Source organism: Pseudomonas syringae group sp. J254-4 (assembly GCF_032586855.1).
Classification (GTDB): domain Bacteria; phylum Pseudomonadota; class Gammaproteobacteria; order Pseudomonadales; family Pseudomonadaceae; genus Aquipseudomonas; species Aquipseudomonas amygdali.
In genome coordinates, this window is record NZ_JAWHOO010000004.1 from 43172 (window position 1) to 61618 (window position 18447).

General features: G+C 60.1%; 15 protein-coding genes. 8 read left to right on the forward strand and 7 right to left on the reverse strand.

Annotation, left to right across the window (positions count from 1 at the left end; genetic code table 11):
* Positions 1-13: 13 nt before the first annotated feature.
* The gene (locus tag RYB09_RS06830) at positions 14-1030 is read right to left on the reverse strand and encodes a class I SAM-dependent rRNA methyltransferase (RefSeq protein ID WP_057456139.1); all 1017 of its coding nucleotides are present in this window, start codon (positions 1028-1030) and stop codon (positions 14-16) included.
* A gap of 157 nt (positions 1031-1187) precedes the next feature.
* On the opposite strand from RYB09_RS06830, the gene RYB09_RS06835 reads away from it, so the two are divergent.
* Both RYB09_RS06835 and RYB09_RS06840 read left to right on the forward strand, forming a co-directional pair.
* Positions 1188-2762, forward strand: a complete 1575-nt coding sequence (locus RYB09_RS06835; protein WP_058407961.1) for an alkaline phosphatase D family protein — start codon at positions 1188-1190, stop codon at positions 2760-2762.
* 105 nt (positions 2763-2867) lie between these two features.
* The gene (locus RYB09_RS06840) at positions 2868-3809 is read left to right on the forward strand and encodes an AEC family transporter (RefSeq protein ID WP_058400690.1); all 942 of its coding nucleotides are present in this window, start codon (positions 2868-2870) and stop codon (positions 3807-3809) included.
* Here RYB09_RS06840 and RYB09_RS06845 read toward each other — a convergent pair.
* The 6 genes from RYB09_RS06845 to gatC all read right to left on the reverse strand — a co-directional run bounded on the left by RYB09_RS06845 (position 3806) and on the right by gatC (position 9285).
* Complete coding sequence (locus tag RYB09_RS06845) at positions 3806-4189, reverse strand: carboxymuconolactone decarboxylase family protein (protein WP_219170191.1); 384 nt, start codon at positions 4187-4189, stop codon at positions 3806-3808. The genes RYB09_RS06840 and RYB09_RS06845 overlap by 4 nt on opposite strands.
* A gap of 31 nt (positions 4190-4220) precedes the next feature.
* The gene (locus tag RYB09_RS06850) at positions 4221-5252 is read right to left on the reverse strand and encodes a calcium/sodium antiporter (RefSeq protein ID WP_316887698.1); all 1032 of its coding nucleotides are present in this window, start codon (positions 5250-5252) and stop codon (positions 4221-4223) included.
* Positions 5253-5329: 77 nt separating this feature from the next.
* Entirely contained in the window at positions 5330-5698 is a 369-nt protein-coding gene (locus tag RYB09_RS06855; RefSeq protein WP_002555111.1) for a septal ring lytic transglycosylase RlpA family protein, read from the reverse strand.
* A gap of 377 nt (positions 5699-6075) precedes the next feature.
* Positions 6076-7521, reverse strand: a complete 1446-nt coding sequence (gene gatB, locus RYB09_RS06860) for an Asp-tRNA(Asn)/Glu-tRNA(Gln) amidotransferase subunit GatB (protein ID WP_002555110.1) — start codon at positions 7519-7521, stop codon at positions 6076-6078.
* Positions 7522-7531: 10 nt separating this feature from the next.
* Entirely contained in the window at positions 7532-8983 is a 1452-nt protein-coding gene (gatA, locus tag RYB09_RS06865; protein WP_316887700.1) for an Asp-tRNA(Asn)/Glu-tRNA(Gln) amidotransferase subunit GatA, read from the reverse strand.
* A 14-nt stretch (positions 8984-8997) separates the two neighbouring features.
* Complete coding sequence (gatC, locus tag RYB09_RS06870) at positions 8998-9285, reverse strand: Asp-tRNA(Asn)/Glu-tRNA(Gln) amidotransferase subunit GatC (RefSeq protein ID WP_002555109.1); 288 nt, start codon at positions 9283-9285, stop codon at positions 8998-9000.
* Between the two features lie 205 nt (positions 9286-9490).
* Between gatC and mreB the strand changes: the two genes are divergently transcribed.
* The 6 genes from mreB (at position 9491) to RYB09_RS06900 (ending at position 18432) form a co-directional block, all read left to right on the forward strand.
* Positions 9491-10528: a rod shape-determining protein MreB gene (gene mreB / locus RYB09_RS06875; protein ID WP_002555108.1), complete on the forward strand. Its 1038-nt coding sequence runs from the start codon at positions 9491-9493 to the stop codon at positions 10526-10528.
* Positions 10529-10759: 231 nt separating this feature from the next.
* Positions 10760-11827 carry a rod shape-determining protein MreC gene (gene mreC, locus RYB09_RS06880; RefSeq protein ID WP_410478297.1) on the forward strand — a complete coding sequence of 356 codons (1068 nt, stop codon included), beginning with the start codon at positions 10760-10762 and terminating at the stop codon, positions 11825-11827.
* Positions 11820-12311 carry a rod shape-determining protein MreD gene (mreD, locus tag RYB09_RS06885; protein WP_003364106.1) on the forward strand — a complete coding sequence of 164 codons (492 nt, stop codon included), beginning with the start codon at positions 11820-11822 and terminating at the stop codon, positions 12309-12311. Before mreC ends, mreD begins: the two co-directional genes overlap by 8 nt.
* Before the next feature lie 67 nt (positions 12312-12378).
* The gene (locus tag RYB09_RS06890; protein ID WP_058400695.1) at positions 12379-12981 is read left to right on the forward strand and encodes a Maf family protein; all 603 of its coding nucleotides are present in this window, start codon (positions 12379-12381) and stop codon (positions 12979-12981) included.
* Positions 12978-14435, forward strand: a complete 1458-nt coding sequence (rng, locus tag RYB09_RS06895) for a ribonuclease G (RefSeq protein WP_004666200.1) — start codon at positions 12978-12980, stop codon at positions 14433-14435. Before RYB09_RS06890 ends, rng begins: the two co-directional genes overlap by 4 nt.
* A 181-nt stretch (positions 14436-14616) precedes the next feature.
* Complete coding sequence (locus RYB09_RS06900) at positions 14617-18432, forward strand: YhdP family protein (protein ID WP_316887701.1); 3816 nt, start codon at positions 14617-14619, stop codon at positions 18430-18432.
* Positions 18433-18447 lie beyond the last annotated feature (15 nt).

An 18447-nucleotide genomic window follows, 5' to 3' on the forward strand; every position in this document is an offset into this window, starting at 1 on the left:
ACCAGCCGCCGGATTAGAGTTGCAGGATCAGCGTTTTCAGGGGTGGCTGATTATCCAGAGACGGGAAGTCCTTGGCAGGAAGCATCTCCTGGCAGTCGCGTACCGGGCGTCCAGCCTTGGTGGCACAGCGTAATACCTGCTCACGCCAGTCCTGCATGCTGACCTTCGCAAGGTTGTTGCAGCAGATCAGTACGCCGCCGTCTGCCGTCGTCAGCAGAGCCGGCTTGAGCAGGCTTTGATAGTCGCGCAGCAGGTCAACGGTGCCGAACGCACTTTTGGCCCAGGCAGGTGGGTCAAGCAGGACCAGATCATACTGGCGCTGTTGCAGCTTCATGTAGCTGGGCAATTGTTGGCTGCGCCGCGCTGCAATCGGCAGCCCTGCCAGTTGGCGGATCGCCGGAAAATAATCCGACTGGATGAACTGCATGGGTGGTAGTTGCGGGTTAAGTGCACCATTCTCTCGACCCACGGCCAGGTTGCCTTCGGCGAAGTCCAGATTGCACACCTCGCTCGCGCCACCGGCCGCAGCGCTGAGACCGACGCCGCAGGTATAGGCGAACAGGTTCAGCACGCTTTTGCCGGCGCTGTGCTGTTTGACCCAGCCACGCGTGTTGCGCAGGTCCAGAAACAACAGCGGGTCCTGGCCTGCATGCCGGCCGCGGACTCGATAATTGAGCCCCCACTCATGCCCGATGTGGTCGGCCAGCGCCGCTTCGTCAGCCTTGTAGACCGTATCCTGGCGATCCACGCGTGAGTTGCCTTGCGAGCGATCGTTATAGACCAGCAGCGTTTCCAGGCCCAGTCGCGCGTTGACCTGCTCGTGCAGCGCAAGCAATGCATCGCGATCCAGGCGGGTGTGAAAGCTTTGTACCAGCAATTGCGGGCCGTAGCGGTCGATGGTCAGCCCGCTGGCGCCTTCCTGGCTGCCGTGAAACAGCCGATAGCAGTCTGTGCCCTGCTGATGCAGTTCGCCCAGCAACGATTGACGATTATCGAGGGCGACGCTGAGCGCCTGATTCAAGGAAGACATGCTAAGCGCCTCGGGCTGGAATAAGGCGCGGGAGTTTAACAGCTAGCGGGCGCTGACGGTTTTTAGCGTCAGCCGCGTTGTTCAGGTCCTGTGCTGTCATACAGCGCCAACATTCCCCTGTTACGGTACTTTTTTGCCTGTCAGCGAGGGGATAACCGTGAGCCAGTTCGATCTCAAGCGTCGCCGTGTCATCCAGGCCGTGGGGGCCGGTTTGCTGTTGCCGGGGCTTGCGCCTGCGGTGATCGCTTCGGTGCAGGATCGCCCGAAAATGGTCGATGGTGTGCAGTCCGGAGATGTACTCGGCGACAAGGCCATGGTCTGGAGCCGCAGCGACCGGCCTTCGCGGATGGTGGTCGAATGGGACACACGCAGTATGTTCACCCAGCCACGGCGCGTGGTGTCGGCGCTCGCCGATCAGCGTACCGACTTCACCGCGCGGGTCGAATTGAGCGGGCTGCCGGTCGATCAGGCGATTTTCTACCGCGTCTCGTTCGAGGATGCCCAGAGCGGTGTCGCCAGCGAACCCTGGTTCGGCCATCTGCGCAGCACGCCACAACAGCGTCGTGACATCCGCTTCGTCTGGAGTGGCGACACGGTAGGGCAGGGCTTCGGCATCAACCCTGACATTGGTGGCATGCGTATCTATGAGGCGATGCGCTTGCGTTTGCCGGACTTTTTTATCCACAGTGGTGACACCATTTACGCCGACGGGCCAGTGCCTGAGCAGATCACCACAGAAGGCGGGCGGATCTGGCGCAACCTGACCACCGAAGCGAAAAGCAAGGTGGCGGAGACCCTCGACGAGTACCGAGGCAATTACCGCTATAACCTGATGGATGAAAATCTGCGCCGCTTCAATGCAGAAGTGCCGCAGATCTGGCAATGGGATGACCACGAAGTCACCAACAACTGGTCGCCTAGCAAGCAGCTTGATGAGCGTTATAAGGTCAAGGACATCCAGTTGCTGTCCTCGCGTGCCCGCCAGGCTTATCTGGAGTACGCGCCGCTGCGCTTGCAGCAAGCCGACAATGGCGGGCGCATTTATCGCAAGATTCCTTACGGTCCGATGCTCGACGTGTTTGTCCTCGATATGCGCAGCTACCGCGACGGCAATGATGCCAATCTGGCCGAAAAACCGGGCCCTACCACTGCATTTCTTGGCCGTGAGCAACTTGACTGGCTCAAGCGCGAACTCAGTGCGTCACGCGCGCAATGGAAGGTCATTGCTGCTGACATGCCCATAGGCCTTGGCGTGCCGGATGGCGAGGTGAGCCCGGGCGTGGCGCGCTGGGAAGCCATCGCCAACGGCAATGACGGCCCGGCGCTTGGCCGCGAGCTGGAAGTTGCCGAATTGCTGGCGTACCTGCGCGCGCAGAAGATTCGCGATTGTGTCTGGCTGACGGCCGATGTCCATTACTGCGCCGCGCATCATTACCAGCCGGATCGTGCCGTGTTTCAGGACTTCGACCCGTTCTGGGAGTTCGTCGCCGGGCCACTGAATGCGGGCAGCTTCGGTCCCAATGTACTGGACAAGACGTTCGGTCCGGAGCTGGTGTTCCAGAAAGCGCCCCCTGCACAGAACACCTCGCCTTTCGCGGGTTATCAGTTCTTTGGCGAAGTGAACATCGACGGGCAGACCGGCGAGATGTCTGTTGCCCTGCGCGATCTTGATGGCGTTTCAGTGTTTGAGCGCAAATTGCAGCCGACCGTGGAGATCAGCCGCATCGTCTGACAGAAAATCGGGGTGGTGCAGGTAAGGCTTTCGGAAAATCCTTGCAACATGCTTGTCGCGTGTGGCCTATCATGAGCTACCTAACGACGGGACCGGGTATGTTGCATGCTGGCTATTTTTCTCCAAACCCTGAACATCACCGCCCCGGTGTTTGCCATGCTGTTTCTGGGCGTATTGCTCAAACGCATCGGTGCTATCAATGACGGGTTTATCGTCGCGGCTTCCGGGCTGGTGTTCAACGTCACGATGCCTGCGCTGCTGTTTCTGGGCATCATTCACGCTGATTTGCGCGCGGCTCTGCAACCCAGGCTGCTGATCTTTTTCAGTGTAGCGACGCTGCTGAGCTTCGCATTCGCCTGGGGCTGGGCGATCTGGCGCTGCCCGCAAGAAGAGCGTGGCGTTTACGTTCAGGGCGCGTTTCGTGGCAACAACGGGGTAATCGGCCTGGCCCTGGCGGCGAGCATGTACGGCCCTTATGGCATTTCGCTGGGGGCGATTCTGGCTGCGCTGGTCATCGTCTTTTACAACACGTTGTCGACAATTGTGCTGGCGGTTTACAGCCCGGTGATCAAGTCCGACCCCTGGAGCGTGTTCAAAAGTGTGCTGGCCAACCCGCTGATCATCAGCGTCATCATCGCATCGCCTTTCGCTTACTTCAGCATAGGCCTGCCCAGGTGGCTGGAGACGTCCGGCAGTTATCTGGCGCAAATGACCCTGCCGCTGGCACTGATCTGCATCGGCGGCACGCTGTCGCTGGCCTCGCTGCGTAAAAGTGGCAGTCTGGCGATCAGTGCCAGCGTCATGAAAATGATCACGCTGCCGCTGCTCTGCACGCTGGCCGCCTGGCTGGTCGGTTTTCGCCGCGCGGAACTGGGCATTCTGTTCCTGTACTTCGCGAGCCCGACGGCCGCTGCCAGCTACATCATGGCGCGCACCGCCAACGGCAACTACGAACTGGCCGCCGCGATCATCGTCATCACCACACTGGCCGCAGCGGTCACCACCAACGTGGGAATTTTCATTCTGCAATGGGGCGGCTGGATCTAGTCCGGCTTTACGTAGCTGTCGATGACTTCCTGTGCTGCACGGAACGCGTCGATGGCTGCTGGCACGCCGGCATAGACCGCGCAGTGCAGCAGCGCCTCGCGAATTTCCTCCACCGTGCAACCGTTGTTCAGTGCTCCACGAACATGGCCCTTTAGCTCCTGCGGGCATTTCAGGGCGGTGAGGGTGGCCAGGGTGATCAGGCTGCGGGTTTTCAGCGGCAAACCCTCACGGCTCCAGACGCTGCCCCAGGCGTGTTCGTTGACGAAGTCCTGCAGCGGCTGGCTGAACTCGGTCGCGTTACCCAGCGCCCGGTCGACGTAGACATCGCCCATTACCTGACGACGGATCTGCTCGCCTTCGCTGATTGTCTTTTCTGTCATGGCATTCCCCTTGTATCGATGCGGGTTGAGGTCAGTGCTGGCGTCGCCAGGCGCGGATCGTGCCCCAGGCAACAATAACGCCGAGCACAGGCAGAACCAGGGTAAGCATTTTCGTTTCGAGCCTTTCGGCCAGTGCCATTCCGGTGCTGATCGCTAGAATATGCAGCCCGTAAGTCAGGTACAACGACAGCAGAAACAGACCTTCCATGCGGTCTATCCGGTAGCCGGAATAGAACAGCGGCACACAAAGCAGCGAAACACCGAGCATGATCGGCAGGTCGAACACCATTGCATTCGGCGAGATCGTCAGCGGCACGGGGGCGAACAGTGCGGTCACTCCCAATACCCCCAGCAGGTTGAACAGGTTACTGCCGATCACGTTCCCCACCGCAATATCGCGTTCGCCACGAAACGCCGCGATCATCGAGGTCATCAGGGCAGGCAGTGAGGTGCCGATGGCGATGATGGTCAGGCCGACAATGCGCTCGGAAAGCCCCAGATGGATGGCGATCACGACCGAAGCGTCAACCAGCAGGTGCCCGCCAGCGGTCAGCAGCAGCAAGCCCGCGGCAAGCATGAGGATGCGGGTGAAGGTGCGTGGTTTCTCCGTCGTTTCGGCATGGCCGTGGCGCGGCGTGTGACCGCCCTGGCGAATGATGACAATCAGGCAGGCCAGCAACCCGGCAAGCAGCAGTGCGCCGTCAAACTTGCTGAATTCGCCGTTCCATGACAGGCCGATGGCCAGCAGGCAGGCACCGATCATCAGCGGAATATCGATGTGCAGCACCTGGCGGGCAACGCGTAAGGGGATGATCAGCGCGCACAGGCCAAGGATCACCAGGACATTGAAGATGTTGCCACCGATGACGCTGCCTACGGCGATGTCGGTGTTATCGGCAAACGCAGCTTGCAGGCTTACCGCCATTTGCGGCGCGCTGGTGCCCATCGCCACAACGGTCAGGCCAATGAGCAATGGCCTGACCTTGAAAATCGCCGCCAGATGCACTGCCGCACGCACTGAAAGTTCTGCCCCGATCAGCAGCAATAGCAGGCCGCTGAGCATTTGAATGAGCGCGGGGGCGGGCAGGGCCGATAGCTGGAGAATACGAGTGTCCTTGTTGGTGTTGATGGGGGTTAAGGCTAATCGAGGGCCTGAACACGCACTGGCGCGGTGCCGCTACGCAGCATACCCAGTTGTTCGGCTGCTTCGCGAGAGACATCGATCAATCGACCACGCGTGTGAGGGCCGCGATCATTGATGCGTACGACCACTGACCTGTCGTTGTCCAGGTTAGTGACCTTGACGCGCGTGCCGAATGGCAACTGCCTGTGGGCGGCAGTCAGGGCGTTCTGATTGAAGGGTTCGCCACTGGCTGTGCGATTGCCATGATGGCGGGCACCGTAATAAGCGGCTGTGCCGGTCTCGTCATAACCGTGAGGGTCGATGATGTGATTGGCGCAGCCTGCCAGTAACGTCAGCAGGCTGCAGGCAAAAATAAGGCGGCGCATGGGTTGGGTTCCTGAGTGCCGGAGTAGGTGTGGTTGACTCTCATGCCAATCCTCCATGCTGGCATGCATTTCGTGACGCTCCGCGTCACAACTCGGTGTCGCAGCGCGCACGCAACAGCGGACGCAGAGCGTCCAGAACTGCATTCCCACGCGGAGCGCTAGCGTTATACATAAGTCATGAAGAGCCCAAAAAGCGGGGTCTTTGACCGCAATCGCGATGTGAATAAAGATCTCTGTGGGAGTGAGCTTGCTCACGAAGACCTTGGTCCAAACGCCCTGTCTCTAGTGGCTGTACCGGCCTATTCGCGAGCAAGCTCGCTCCCACAAGACTCGTGTATAACGCTGATCGCATAGCATGGGAACGAGAGTGACGAGAATCAGCCCTCCAGCTTGGCCTTCAGCAGTTCGTTGACCTGCTGCGGGTTGGCCTTGCCTTTGGAGGCTTTCATTGCCTGACCGACGAAGAAACCGAACATCTTGCCGCGCTTGGCTTCATCAGCGGCGCGATATTGTTCGACCTGCTCCGCGTTGGCAGCCAGCATCTCGTCGAGCATCGACTCGATGGCACCGCTGTCGGTTACCTGCTTCAGGCCGCGCTTGTCGATGACTTCATCGGCACTGCCTTCGCCATTGGCCATCGCCTCGAACACCATTTTCGCGATCTTGCCGGAAATGGTGTTGTCGGTGATGCGCTTGAGCATGCCGCCCAGTTGCTCGGCACTGACCGGCGACTGTTCGATTTCCAGGCCCTGTTTGTTCAGCAGGCTGCCCAGCTCGACCATGACCCAGTTGGCGGCCAGCTTGGCGTCACCGCTGATACTGACCACCTGCTCGAAATAGTCGGCCTGTTCGCGGCTGGAGGCCAGCACACTGGCATCGTAGGTCGACAGGCCGAACTGACTCTGGAAACGTTCACGCTTTTGCGGCGGCAGTTCCGGCAATGTGGCGCGGGTTTCCTCGAGGAACGAATCCTCGATGATCACCGGCAACAGGTCCGGGTCGGGGAAGTAACGGTAGTCGTTGGCTTCCTCCTTGCTGCGCATGGCGCGGGTTTCGTTGGTGTTCGGGTCGTACAGGCGGGTCTGCTGGATAACCTTGCCACCGTCTTCGATCAGATCAATCTGGCGCTGGATCTCGCTGTTGATCGCCTTCTCGATGAAGCGGAACGAGTTGACGTTCTTGATCTCGCAACGTGTGCCGAATTCGACCTGGCCCTTCGGGCGAATCGACACGTTGCAGTCGCAACGCAGCGAGCCTTCGGCCATGTTGCCGTCACAGATGCCCAGGTAGCGGACAATCGCATGGATGGCCTTGACGTAAGCCACGGCTTCCTTGGCGCTGCGCATGTCCGGCTCGGAAACGATTTCCAGCAGCGGCGTGCCGGCACGGTTCAGGTCGATACCGGTCATGCCCTGGAAGTCTTCGTGCAGGCTTTTGCCTGCGTCTTCCTCAAGGTGCGCGCGGGTGATGCCGATGCGCTTGACCGTGCCGTCTTCCAGCGTGATGTCCAGGTGGCCCTTGCCGACAATCGGCAGCTCCATCTGGCTGATCTGATAGCCCTTGGGCAGGTCGGGGTAGAAGTAGTTCTTGCGGGCAAACACGTTGTGCTGGCCGATTTCGGCATCCACCGCCAGGCCGAACTTGACGGCCATGCGCACGGCTTCTTTGTTCAGCACCGGCAATACGCCAGGCATGCCCAGATCAACGAGGCTGGCCTGGGTGTTGGGCTCGGAGCCGAACGTGGTGGCGCTACCGGAAAAAATCTTTGATTGGGTCGAAAGCTGGGTATGAATCTCCAGCCCGATGACGACTTCCCATTGCATGTGTTTCTCCTCAGAAGCCTTCAGGTGCGCGAGTGTGCCAGTCGGTGACTTGCTGATACTGATGCGCCACATTCAAGAGACGGCCTTCCTGGAAATACGGAGCGAGCAGTTGCACGCCGACCGGCAGACCGTCGACGAAGCCAGCAGGCATGGACAAGCCGGGCAGGCCCGCCAGGTTGGCGGTGATGGTGTAGAAGTCTTCCAGGTATTCGGCAATCGGATCGTTGGTCTTGGCGCCGATCTTCCAGGCCGGGTTGGGCGTGGTCGGGCCGAGAATCACGTCGACATCGGCGAACGCGCTCATGAAGTCGTTCTTGATCAGGCGACGGATTTTCTGCGCCTGCAGGTAATAGGCGTCGTAGTAACCCGCAGACAGCGCGTAGGCGCCGACCATGATGCGTCGCTGGACTTCCGGGCCGAAGCCTTCGGCGCGCGAGCGCTTGTACAGGTCGGTCAGGTCTTTCGGGTCTTCGCAGCGGTAGCCGAAACGCACACCGTCAAAGCGCGACAGGTTGGACGAGGCTTCAGCAGGAGCGATGACGTAGTAGGCCGGGATCGCGTGCTGCAGGTTCGGCAGGCTGATTTCCTTAACGATCGCGCCGAGCTTTTCCAGCTCCTTGACGCTTTCATGCACCAGCTGCGCGATGCGCGGGTCCAGACCTGCGCTGAAATACTCTTTCGGCACACCGATACGCAGGCCCTTGAGCGAGGTATTGAGGCTGGCGGAGTAGTCCGGAACCGGCTCGTCGATACTGGTCGAGTCCTGCGGATCGAAACCGGCCATGCCTTGCAGCAGCAGTGCGCAGTCTTCGGCCGTGCGTGCCATCGGGCCGGCCTGATCGAGGCTGGAGGCGTAGGCAATCATGCCCCAGCGCGATACGCGGCCGTAGGTCGGCTTGAGGCCCGTGAGGTTGGTCAGTGCCGCTGGCTGGCGAATCGAGCCGCCGGTGTCGGTGCCGGTTGCCGCAGGCAGCAGGCGTGCAGCAACCGCCGCAGCCGAACCACCGGAAGAGCCACCGGGCACGCATTCCAGATTCCACGGGTTTTTCACCGCGCCGTAATGGCTGGATTCGTTGGCCGAACCCATGGCGAATTCGTCCATGTTGGTCTTGCCCAGCGTCACCGTACCGGCAGAGGCCAGACGCGAAACCACAGTGGCGTCATACGGGGCCTTGAAATTGTCGAGCATCAGCGAGCCGCAGCTGGTACGGATGCCCTGAGTGCAGAACAGGTCCTTGTGCGCCAGCGGGGCGCCGAGCAGCGGGCCGTTCTCACCGGCGGCGCGCCGAGCGTCTGCCGCCTGGGCCTGAGTGATGGCCAGGTCTTCGGTGAGGCTGATGAAGCTGTTGAGCTGCGGGTCAAGCGTCGCGATACGCGACAGCAGAACGCGGGTCAGCTCTTCAGAAGAAAACTTTTTTTCGGCGAGTCCGCGAGCGATCTCGGCCAGAGTCATTTGATGCATGCAGGCGCTTTCCCTTACTCGATGACTTTCGGAACCAGATAGAGGCCGTCTTGGACCGCTGGTGCGATGGCTTGGTAAGTGTCACGACGATTTCGCTCGGTGACGGCGTCTTCGCGCAGGCGCTGGGTGGCTTCCAGCGGGTGAGCCAGAGGTTCGATGCCAGTGGTGTCGACCGCTTGCATCTGATCGACCAGCCCGAGAATGCTGTTAAGTGCTTCGGTGGTACGCGGGATATCGGCGTCATTGAGACCCAGTCGGGCCAGATGAGCGATCTTTTCCACGTCGGAGCGTTCAAGCGCCATGGGGTATCTCCAGTGGAATGCTTATGGATTTGCTTTGTTGCCAATTGCGGAACACTATCGCGTTATTACTGTCTCAAGCCGCTAACGTCGAGGGTCGTGTTCGGAAAACCGCCAATTTAGCATATTGGCTCCTTGCCCAAAATCCCTGTCGTTGTTAGAGTTTGCCGCACTTTTTTTACCACGCGTTCCCTAGGGTCCCTTTCCCATGTTCAAGAAACTGCGTGGCATGTTTTCCAGTGATCTATCCATCGACCTGGGCACTGCCAACACCCTTATCTACGTGCGTGAGCGCGGTATCGTTCTGAATGAACCCTCTGTCGTTGCCATTCGTACTCACGGCAACCAGAAGAGTGTCGTAGCCGTCGGTACCGAAGCCAAGCGCATGCTGGGCCGTACTCCAGGCAACATTGCAGCCATTCGTCCCATGAAAGACGGCGTTATCGCCGACTTCAGCGTCTGCGAAAAAATGTTGCAGTACTTCATCAACAAGGTCCACGAAAACAGCTTTCTGCAGCCCAGCCCTCGTGTGCTGATCTGCGTTCCGTGCAAATCCACCCAGGTTGAGCGTCGTGCCATTCGCGAATCTGCCCTGGGTGCAGGTGCGCGCGAAGTATTCCTGATCGAAGAGCCGATGGCTGCTGCAATCGGCGCCGGTCTGCCGGTGGAAGAAGCTCGCGGTTCGATGGTTGTCGACATCGGTGGCGGCACCACCGAGATCGCGCTGATTTCCCTGAACGGTGTGGTGTATGCCGAATCCGTACGTGTCGGCGGTGACCGTTTCGATGAAGCGATCATCACCTATGTGCGTCGTAACTACGGCAGCCTGATCGGCGAATCCACTGCCGAGCGCATCAAGCAGGAAATCGGTACGGCCTACCCGGGCGGCGAAGTGCGTGAAGTCGACGTCCGCGGCCGCAACCTGGCTGAAGGCGTGCCACGTGCGTTCACCCTGAACTCCAACGAAGTGCTCGAAGCGCTTCAGGAGTCACTGGCGACCATCGTTCAGGCGGTCAAGAGCGCTCTGGAGCAGTCGCCTCCGGAGCTGGCTTCGGACATCGCCGAGCGTGGTCTGGTCCTGACCGGTGGCGGTGCATTGCTGCGTGATCTGGACAAATTGCTGGCTCAGGAAACAGGTCTGCCGGTGATCGTTGCCGAAGACCCGCTGACCTGCGTTGCGCGCGGCGGTGGCCGTGCGCTGGAAATGATGGATAAGCACACCATGGATCTGCTCTCCAGCGAGTAATTCGCCGGGGTGCCTTTCACGGAGTCTTTTGTATGCAGGTGGCGTATGTGCTACCTGTATGCATCGTGCTGACACCGAAACAGGGTGCCTGTCTCTTTCATTTGTCCAGGCCGGTTACATACCGCATGAATAATTGCCAATCGAAGTTCGATCCAACGATCGCATGCCCCGGAGGAGCGGCCTATTAAACCGCTTTTCGCAAAAGGCCCGTCGCTGGGCGTACGTCTGCTGGTGCTGGCCGTTCTGTCGGTTGCGTTGATGGTTGTCGACGCCCGCTTTACGATCCTCAAGCCCGTGCGCAGCCAGATGTCGATGGTGCTCATGCAGTCCTACTGGATCGTTGATCTGCCACAACGTTTGTATCAAGGCGTTGCCAGTCAGTTCGGCAGCCGTACAGAGCTGATCGCCGAAAACGAAAAACTCAAGACCGAAGCGTTGCTCCTGCAAGGTCGCCTGCAAAAGCTGGCGGCACTGACCGAGCAGAACGTTCGTCTGCGTGAGTTGCTGAATTCTTCTGCGCTGGTCAACGAAAAGGTCGAGGTCGCCGAGTTGATTGGCATGGACCCGAACCCCTTTACCCATCGCATCATCATCAACAAGGGCGAGCGCGACGGCGTTGTGCTGGGCCAGCCGGTGCTCGATGCGCGCGGCCTGATGGGCCAGGTGGTCGAGTTGATGCCGTACACCTCGCGGGTCCTGCTGCTGACTGATACGACCCACAGCATTCCGGTGCAGGTGAATCGCAACGGCCTGCGTGCTATCGCCAGCGGCACCGGCAACCCTGAACGGCTTGAGCTTCGGCATGTGGCAGATACTGCCGACATCAAAGAGGGCGATCTGCTGGTCAGTTCCGGCCTGGGGCAGCGCTTCCCGGCTGGCTACCCGGTGGCTACGGTCAAGGAAGTGATTCACGACTCCGGCCAGCCGTTCGCAATCGTGCGTGCCGTGCCAACCGCCGCATTGAATCGCAGCCGTTATCTGCTGCTGGTGTTCTCGGACGGTCGTTCGCCGGAAGAGCGCGCTGCCGACGCGGCGCAAGCGCAGGAATCCATCGACAAGGGTATCGAGCCTTCAGTGATGGCGACCCTGCCGCCGCCGACACCTGCTTTCCCGATGTGGCCGCAAGCAACTGTTCCGGTATTCCCGGGCAGCAATGCAACGCACAAGCCTGCTGCGCAATCGACAACGCCTGCTCCGGCTGCAGCGCCTGTGACACCGTCAAGGCCTGCCGCCCGGCCTGCTGCTTCCCAGCCGCCTGCTTCAAGACCTTCCACTGCTCGGGAGCCTATCGATGGTTAGTCATGTTTCCGGGCGCAATGGCTGGGTGGTCTGGCTGACGTTTGCGATCGGTCTGTTGCTGAGCGTTTCGCCGCTGCCGCAATTCATGGAAATTTTCCGGCCCTTGTGGCTGGCCCTGTTGCTGACCTTCTGGGTTCTGGCGCTGCCGCACAAATACGGTATGACCACTGCGTGGATACTGGGGCTGATGGAAGATGTGCTGTATGGCACATTGCTTGGCCAGAATGCGCTGATCCTCAGCCTGATCACGTTTCTGGTGATGTCCCTGCAGCAGCGTCTGCGTATGTTCCCCATGTGGCAGCAATGTCTGGTGCTGTTGGTCGTATTCGGTCTGGCGCAGCTTGCGCAGCTCTGGCTGAGTGCATTGACCGGCAACCGTCAGCCTACGCTGGCGCTGGTTCTACCCGCGCTGGTCAGTGCCCTGTTGTGGCCCTGGATCAGCTATGGCCTGCGTGGATTGCGCAAACGTTTGAAAATCAATTAAGCGCAAGGTGAGCGCGACGCCCTGCTGCGTCCCTGGCGTTCACCCGAACAGACACGGAGATGTCCTTATGCCCTCGCTTTATCTGGCTTCTGGCTCGCCGCGCCGCCGCGAACTTCTGACTCAGATCGGTGTGCCCTTTACCGTACTGAACGCTCAGATTGACGAAACTCCCTTCGACCACGAAACCCCGGCTGCCTACGTCGAGCGTCTTGCGCTCGGCAAGGCCCAGGCCGGGCTGTCTGTGCTGGCGGCCGAACAACAGGCCTGCGTCATGGGCGCCGACACGGCGGTGGTGCTTGATGGGCGCATTCTCGGCAAGCCGGTCGATGAGGCGGATGCTCTGGCCATGCTGACGGCCCTGTCCGGGCGCGAGCACGAAGTGATGACTGCCGTTGCGCTGAGTGATCGGCATCGCAGTGAAACCCGTATTGTGACCAGTCGCGTGCGCTTTCGCCCGATTCAACCCCACGAGGCCCAAGCCTACTGGGCCAGTGGCGAGCCTGCCGACAAGGCCGGAGGCTATGCCATTCAAGGGCTGGCGGCGATTTTCGTCGAGGGCCTGCAAGGCAGCTATTCTGGGGTGGTTGGTCTGCCTCTGTGTGAAACCGCAGAACTGCTTGGCCATTTCGGCATACCCTGCTGGCAATGCCTGGAAGGTGACGAGTCATGAGTGAAGAGATCCTGATCAACATCACCCCGATGGAATCACGGGTGGCAGTGGTAGAAAACGGTGTTCTGCAAGAGGTGCACGTCGAGCGTACCCAGCGCCGCGGCATCGTCGGCAATATCTACAAAGGCAAGGTAGTGCGGGTGCTTCCCGGCATGCAGGCGGCGTTCATCGATATCGGTCTGGACCGCGCTGCATTCATTCATGCCTCGGAAATATCCATGCGTGAAGGGCCTGCCGTCGAGAGCATTGCGTCGCTGGTGCATGACGGCCAGAGCCTTGTGGTGCAAGTCACCAAGGACCCCATCGGCAGCAAAGGCGCGCGGCTGACTACCCAGCTCTCCATTCCGTCACGGTATCTGGTGTACATGCCGCGCACTGCGCATGTAGGCATTTCCCTGAAAATCGAGGACGAGGCAGAGCGTGAACGACTGAAAAAAGTTGTCAGCGATTGTGTCGCCCTGGAAGGTATCAAAGAGGCCGGAGGCTTTATTCTGCGTACCGCGGCCGAAGGTGCCGGTGCTGATGAAATCCTCATGGATATCCGCTATCTGCGCAGGCTCTGGGATCAGATCGGTGAGCAGATCAAGACCGTCAGCCCGCCGACAGTGATTTATGAGGACCTGGGCCTGGCCCTGCGTACCTTGCGTGACCTGGTGAGCCCGCGTATCGAAAAAATCCGCATCGACTCGCGGGAAACCTTTCAGAAGACCACCCAGTTCGTGGCCGAATTGATGCCGGAGATTGCCGACAGGCTGGAGCATTATCCGGGCGAACGGCCGATCTTCGACCTCTATGGGGTCGAGGATGAAATCCAGAAAGCTCTCGAACGCAAGGTGCCGCTCAAGTCCGGTGGTTATCTGGTGGTCGATCCGGCCGAGGCGATGAGCACCATCGACGTCAATACCGGCGCGTTTGTGGGGCATCGCAACCTTGAAGAAACCATCTTCAAGACCAACCTGGAAGCCGCGACAGCCATTGCCCGGCAGCTGCGCCTGCGCAATCTGGGCGGCATCATCATTATCGATTTCATCGACATGGAAGACGGTGAGCATCAGCGTCAGGTGTTACGCACGCTGGAGAAACAGCTGGAGCGCGATCACGCCAAGACCAATATCATCGGTATCACCGAGCTTGGCCTGGTGCAGATGACCCGCAAGCGCACCCGTGAAAGTCTTGAGCAAGTGCTCTGCGAGCCGTGCCATTGCTGTGCGGGCCGGGGCAAGCTGAAAACCCCCGAGACCATTTGCTATGAAATCTTTCGCGAGATCCTGCGAGAAGCCAGAGCCTACCAGGCGGTGGGTTATCGGGTTCTGGCCAACCAGCGTGTGGTTGACCGCTTGCTCGACGAGGAGTCGGGCAATGTGGCTGAACTGGAGAGCTTCATTGGTCGGACCATCCGTTTTCAGGTAGAAACCATGTACTCGCAGGAACAATACGACGTGGTGCTGCTCTGAGGGTGCTGATCGTTTGAAATATGATGACAAGTGCCCTTCGGGTTTCTGGCAGGTATGCCGTTTGATCGAGAATGATGCGTGGGAAACGAGCAAAACCTGTACCTGAACGCACCTGCACACCTGAGCCGGAATCGATTCGCTGATTCCGCTGCTTGCATCCCGCAGCGGAGGGCATCCTGAGATGGGACGTCTTCCTCGTCTTGTTGCAACCCTGACCCGTTGGGGCCTGAGCCTGTGCGCACTGATTTTGGTGCTCGCGGCGTTGTACGTAAGCCTCGGGCGTCAGCTTGCGCCGCTGGTTGCCGAATACCGTGTCGATGTGGAAACCAGGGCCAGCAGCGCGCTGGGCATGCCGTTGAGTATTGGTAGCCTGGAAGGCAGCTGGAGCCGGTTTGCCCCGGTATTTCTGGCTCACGACGTCATGGTCGGGGAAGGTTCCAGTGCTGTGCGTCTTGATCGTGTGAGGGTTGTTCCCGACCTCTGGGAAAGCCTGCTGGCGCGTCAAGTGCGTATTGCTCATCTCGAGGTGGACGGCCTGCAGTTCATGCTCAGGCAGGACAAGGAGGGCAACTGGTCGGTACAGGGCTTGCCAGTGCGCAACGACAGCCCGTTCGACCCCGGGCAAGTGCTTGAGCAGATGCAGATGGTCTCGCACTTGTCGCTGCTCGACAGCCAGGTCACTGTGCAACCGTTTGACGCCGCGCCGCTGACCCTGACCTATGTGAACCTCAGTCTGGCCACTGGCAGTTATCACCAGCGCCTTGATGCGCGCCTGACGCTGCCGGATGGCCAGCCGTTTTCGCTGAATGTGCGTTCGCGTATCCAGGCCAGTCAGTGGAAGGACGGCGAGGCAGATGTCTACGCCAGCCTGCCGCAAAGCGACTGGGCCAAGTGGCTGCCAAAAAGCCTCACGCGGGAATGGACACTGTCGAAGCTGCAGGCCGGTGGCGAGCTGTGGATGAGTTGGGGCAAGGGCACTGTGCAAAGCGCGACTGCGCGGCTTAATGCGCCGCATGTCAAAGGCGTTTATGCCGGTCGCAAACCCTCGACGGTCGACAACCTCGCGCTCAACGCCTGGTTTGCGCGCACCGACACAGGTTTCGACCTGAACCTCGATTCACTGGCGATGAGCCTGGGCGACAAGCGCTGGGAAAGCCGCCTGCAACTCACGCAAACCGCTGCGACGCCCGACAGCGAAGAACTCTGGCATGTGCAGGCCGATCGCCTGGACCTGACGCCGCTCACGCCGCTGATCGACTCCCTCGCGCCGTTGCCGGAGAAAGCCATGGCAGTGGTCGACGGTCTCAAGGTGACGGGCGGGCTGCGTAACGTATTGCTGGATTACCGGCCACAGGCAACCGGCGACAAGCGCCTGAGCTTTGCCGCCAATCTGGACAAGGTGGGGTTCAACGCCTATCGCGGGGCCCCGGCGGCCGGAAATGTCACCGGTGCCATCAGCGGCGATCTGGGCCAGGGCGAACTGCGGCTCGACACCCATGACTTTATGCTTCATCTGGACCCTATCTTCGCCAAGCCCTGGCGCTACCAGAAGGCCAATGCCCGTCTGACCTGGAAGCTCGATGATCAGGCATTCACCCTGATCGCGCCGTATATCAAGGTGCTCGGCGACGAAGGCAAGATCGCGGCAGACTTTCTGATCAGGATTCATCTCAGCCATGAGCAGGAAGACTACATGGACCTGCGGGTCGGCATGGTCGACGGCGATGGCCGTTACACCAGCAAGTACCTGCCTACAGCCCTCAGTCCTGAGCTTGATCACTGGCTGCGCACCGCCGTGGTGAGTGGTGCGGTCAAGCAGGGTTTCTTTCAGTATCAAGGGTCGCTGAACAAGAGTTCGCCCGACACCGCGCGCGTCATCAGCCTGTTTTTCGATGTCAGCAACGCAACGCTGGCTTTCCAGCCGGGCTGGCCTTCGTTGACCGGGGTCGACGGCAAGGTCTACGTCGAAAACAGCGGCGTGCGAGTCAAGGCAAGCAAAGGGCAGTTGCTTGATACCAAAGTAAGCAACGTGCTGGTCAATATTCCCCACGTCCCGGCAGGTCAGGACAGCCACCTGCTGGTCGATGGCAGTTTCTCCGGCAATCTGATCGATGGCCTGAAGATTCTCCAGCAAGCGCCCATCGGCACGGCCAGCACGTTTGCCGGCTGGACCGGGGAAGGTCCGCTGGATGGCAAGCTGAAGCTGGATATTCCGCTGGCCAAGGGCGTCGAGCCAAAGGTTGTGGTGGATTTCAGTACCGACAATGCGCGTCTGAAGCTGGTCGACCCGGTGCTGGAATTGACTCGCCTCAAGGGCGATTTCCGCTTTGACAGCGCCAAAGGGCTGAGCGGCAAGGGCATCAAGGCGCAAGCATTTGATCGTCCCGTGACCGCAGAAATCTCCGCCGAAGGCAAGCCAGGCGACAACGTGACACGCATTGTGGCAAGCGGGCAGATTACCGTGAAGCGGCTGACCGACTGGCTGAGCGTTACCCAACCGCTGCCGGTGTCGGGTGACTTGCCGTATCAGCTGCAATTGACTCTGGACAGCAAGGACAGCCCGCTGGTGATCAACTCCACGCTCAAGGGCGTGGCAATCGATCTGCCTGCACCGTTTGGCAAGACTGCCGAGGAGGAGCGTCCCAGCGAGTTCCGCATGACCCTGCAAGGCGCGGAGCGCAGGCTTGGCGCGGCGTATAACGATCAGGCCAACTTTGCTTTTGCCGCACCGAATGGCAAGTTCGCCGACGGTCGCGGCGAGCTTTATCTCGGGCGCGGCGGGGCGATAGTGCCGGACGCCAAAGGGCTGCGGATTCGTGGCGAATTGTCTGAACTGGACGTAGCGCCCTGGCAGGAGCTGGCTGGACGATATACCGGCAATGATCCTGGCGGCAGCGCAAAACAACTGCTCAACAGCGTCGACCTGCAGATCGGCAAGCTGACGGCGATGGGCACCACGCTGGATAACGTACGTGTTCAATTGCAGCGCAATGCTGCGGCCTGGGCCTTGTCGCTGGACAGCGCGCTGGCCAAGGGCACTGCTTTGCTACCCGACGCGAAGTCCGCGCCGATCGGTATCAACATGCTCTACGTGCGACTGCCTGCCTCTGATCCGAATGCAGCGGTGGTCGAGAACGCGCCTGACCCTCTGGCGGATATCGACCCGCACAATATTCCGGCGCTGGACGTGAAGATTGCCCAGCTGTTTCAGGGCGACCAGTTACTGGGTGCCTGGTCGCTGAAAACCCGCCCGACGGCGACCGGTATGCGCATGTCCGACCTGAGTCTGGGGCTCAAAGGTATTTTGCTCGAGGGCGATGGTGCCTGGGAGGGCACTCCGGGCTCCAGCAGCAGCTCGTTCAAGGGGCGTGTGGCAGGCAAGAATCTGGCCGACGTGCTCAAGGCCTGGAACTTCGCGCCGACGGTCACCAGTGAAAGTTTCGAAATGAATGTCGACGGACGCTGGCCGGGTTCGCCTGCCTGGGTGGGCCTCAAGCGCTATTCCGGCAGCCTGGATGCGACGTTGAACAGAGGCCAGTTTGTCGAGGTAGAAGGCGGTGCTCAGGCGCTGCGGGTGTTTGGATTGTTGAATTTCAACTCCATCGGCCGTCGCTTGCGCCTGGACTTCTCCGACCTGCTGGGCAAAGGGCTCAGTTACGACCGGGTCAAAGGGCTGCTGGTCGCCAGCGACGGTGTTTATGTGACGCGCAACCCGATTACCCTGACCGGGCCGTCGAGTAATCTTGAGCTCAACGGTACGCTGGACATGGTCCGCGACCGCGTTGATGCGAAGCTGCTGGTGACCTTGCCGGTGACCAACAACCTGCCGATCGCGGCATTGATTGTCGGTGCGCCCGCCATTGGCGGCGCGCTGTTCCTGGTCGACAAGCTGCTGGGTGACAGGGTTGCCCGCTTCGCCAGCGTGCAATACAAGGTCGAAGGGCCCTGGAAAGAGCCGAAGATCACGTTCGACAAGCCATTTGAAAAGCCCCAGTAGCGCCTCATGGAGTAC

Coding starts and splice junctions, on each gene's coding strand:
- mreB (WP_002555108.1), top strand. CDS start 9,491: ATGTTCAAGAAACTGCGTGGCATGTTTTCCAGTGATCTATCCATCGAC.
- RYB09_RS06855 (WP_002555111.1), bottom strand. CDS start 5,698: ATGCGCCGCCTTATTTTTGCCTGCAGCCTGCTGACGTTACTGGCAGGC.
- mreD (WP_003364106.1), top strand. CDS start 11,820: ATGGTTAGTCATGTTTCCGGGCGCAATGGCTGGGTGGTCTGGCTGACG.
- gatB (WP_002555110.1), bottom strand. CDS start 7,521: ATGCAATGGGAAGTCGTCATCGGGCTGGAGATTCATACCCAGCTTTCG.
- RYB09_RS06830 (WP_057456139.1), bottom strand. CDS start 1,030: ATGTCTTCCTTGAATCAGGCGCTCAGCGTCGCCCTCGATAATCGTCAA.
- RYB09_RS06845 (WP_219170191.1), bottom strand. CDS start 4,189: ATGACAGAAAAGACAATCAGCGAAGGCGAGCAGATCCGTCGTCAGGTA.
- rng (WP_004666200.1), top strand. CDS start 12,978: ATGAGTGAAGAGATCCTGATCAACATCACCCCGATGGAATCACGGGTG.
- gatA (WP_316887700.1), bottom strand. CDS start 8,983: ATGCATCAAATGACTCTGGCCGAGATCGCTCGCGGACTCGCCGAAAAA.
- gatC (WP_002555109.1), bottom strand. CDS start 9,285: ATGGCGCTTGAACGCTCCGACGTGGAAAAGATCGCTCATCTGGCCCGA.
- RYB09_RS06850 (WP_316887698.1), bottom strand. CDS start 5,252: ATGCTCAGCGGCCTGCTATTGCTGCTGATCGGGGCAGAACTTTCAGTG.
- RYB09_RS06900 (WP_316887701.1), top strand. CDS start 14,617: ATGGGACGTCTTCCTCGTCTTGTTGCAACCCTGACCCGTTGGGGCCTG.
- RYB09_RS06840 (WP_058400690.1), top strand. CDS start 2,868: ATGCTGGCTATTTTTCTCCAAACCCTGAACATCACCGCCCCGGTGTTT.
- RYB09_RS06890 (WP_058400695.1), top strand. CDS start 12,379: ATGCCCTCGCTTTATCTGGCTTCTGGCTCGCCGCGCCGCCGCGAACTT.